The sequence below is a fragment of the Dactylosporangium sp. NPDC048998 genome (assembly GCF_043197855.1).
In the GTDB taxonomy this organism is placed as follows: domain Bacteria; phylum Actinomycetota; class Actinomycetes; order Mycobacteriales; family Micromonosporaceae; genus Dactylosporangium.
In genome coordinates this window covers 1-1,538 of record NZ_JBICTV010000099.1, presented here as the reverse complement: position 1 = coordinate 1,538, position 1,538 = coordinate 1, and the positions used below count along the sequence as shown (strand labels likewise).

At 72.6% G+C, this 1,538-nt stretch carries 2 protein-coding genes and 1 pseudogene; all 3 read left to right on the top strand.

The genetic code is table 11. The features are described 5' to 3' along the window. On the top strand, nt 1-69 hold a 69-nt coding region (locus ACGFI8_RS47985; protein ID WP_392815772.1), incomplete at its 5' end, for a hypothetical protein. A 136-nt stretch (nt 70-205) separates the two neighbouring features. Further along, nucleotides 206-1,225: a LacI family DNA-binding transcriptional regulator gene (locus ACGFI8_RS47980; RefSeq protein ID WP_392815816.1), complete on the top strand. Its 1,020-nt coding sequence runs from the start codon at nt 206-208 to the stop codon at nt 1,223-1,225. Between the two features lie 41 nt (nt 1,226-1,266). Then, a pseudogene (locus tag ACGFI8_RS47975) lies at nt 1,267-1,538 on the top strand (sugar ABC transporter substrate-binding protein); the annotation flags it as partial.

The following is a 1,538-nucleotide window of genomic DNA, read 5'->3' as shown; positions in this document are numbered from 1 at the left end:
CCCTACCACCGCTGGGCCCGGCGCGGCCCGTCGACCATGCGCGTCTGGCTGCCCACCATCCCGTCCTGAATGGAGGTGACGCGATGCCACACCCCCGGGCATGCGCGTTGACTACCGCCCCCAACTCCTGGCGCGCCGACGCGCCGCACACCCCACCGCGACCCCGCCACCGCCGGCACTCGCGCAACCCCGCCGACGGCTGAGCATGCACACCGTGCGGAGACCTCCGGCGATGCGGGACGTCGCCAATCTCGCCGGGGTCTCCCACCAGACCGTCTCGCGGGTGGTCAACGACCATCCGAACGTCCGGTCGGAGACCCGGGCCCGGGTCCTGGCGGCGATGCGGGCGCTGGACTACCAGCCCAACGTCGCGGCCCGGACCCTGGCCACGAACCGATCGCAGACGGTGGGGCTGGTCACGTTCGACACGACCCTCTTCGGGCCGTCGTTCATGGTGCATGCCATCGAGCGGGCGGCCCGGGAGGCCGACTATTTCGTCAGTATCGCCAGTGCCCGGGAGCCCGATGTACCACAGGTCCGCGAGGCCGTGCGGCGCCTGCGCGAGCAGGCCGTCGAGGGCATCGTCACGCTCGCGCCCGTCGCGGCGGCGTGGACGGCGCTGCGCCAGGAGCCACTCGAGGTGCCGATCGTCGTGGTCGGCATCGGCGCCGGCGAGCAGGAGGAGGTGCCGACCGTCGCCGTCGACAACACCGCCGGCGCCGCCCTGGCCACCCGGCACCTGCTCGAGCTGGGCCACCGCACCGTCCACCACGTCGCCGGCCCGGCGAACTGGCCCGAGGCGCGCGAGCGGCTGGCCGGATGGCGGGCCGCGCTGGACGAGGCCGGACGGCCAGCGCCTCCGCCCCTCGCCGGCGACTGGAGCGCCGCGGCCGGTTACGCCGCCGGCTGGGACCTGGCCGCCCGGGCGGAGGTGACGGCGGTGTTCTGCGCCAACGATCAGATGGCCATCGGTGTGCTGCGGGCGCTGCACGAGGCCGGCCGGTCGGTGCCCCGCGACGTCAGCGTCGTGGGTTTCGACAACGTGCCCGAGTCGCCCTACCTGCTCCCCCCGCTGACCACCGTCCGGCAGGACTTCGCCGAGCTGGGCCGGCACAGCCTGGCCCTGCTCGTCGACCAGATCTCGACAGGCACGCGGCGGGGCGGCGAACACCGCACCGTCCCGAGCCTGATCGTACGAAGTTCCACCGCACCCCTTGCATCTTGAGAACGCTCACAAAGAATGAACACCCAACGGAAGGAACCGCCGTGAAACGCTGGATGAGCAGCACCGTCGCTGCCGCGTTACTCTTGGTCACCGCCGCCTGCGGCGATGACAAAGCCCCCGCCACCCCCGCCGACCCCGACAGTGGCGCGACGCTCACCCTGTGGACCCGGGCCGCGACCGAGACCCAGTCGAAGGCCTTCGCGGCCGCGTACAACGCCACGCACAAGAACCAGGTGCAGGTGACCGCGTACCCGAATGAGGAGTACCCGGCGAAGCTGGCCTCGGCGGCGGGTGCGAAGGCGTTGCCGGATCT

Coding starts and splice junctions, on each gene's coding strand:
- ACGFI8_RS47980 (WP_392815816.1), top strand. CDS start 206: ATGCACACCGTGCGGAGACCTCCGGCGATGCGGGACGTCGCCAATCTC.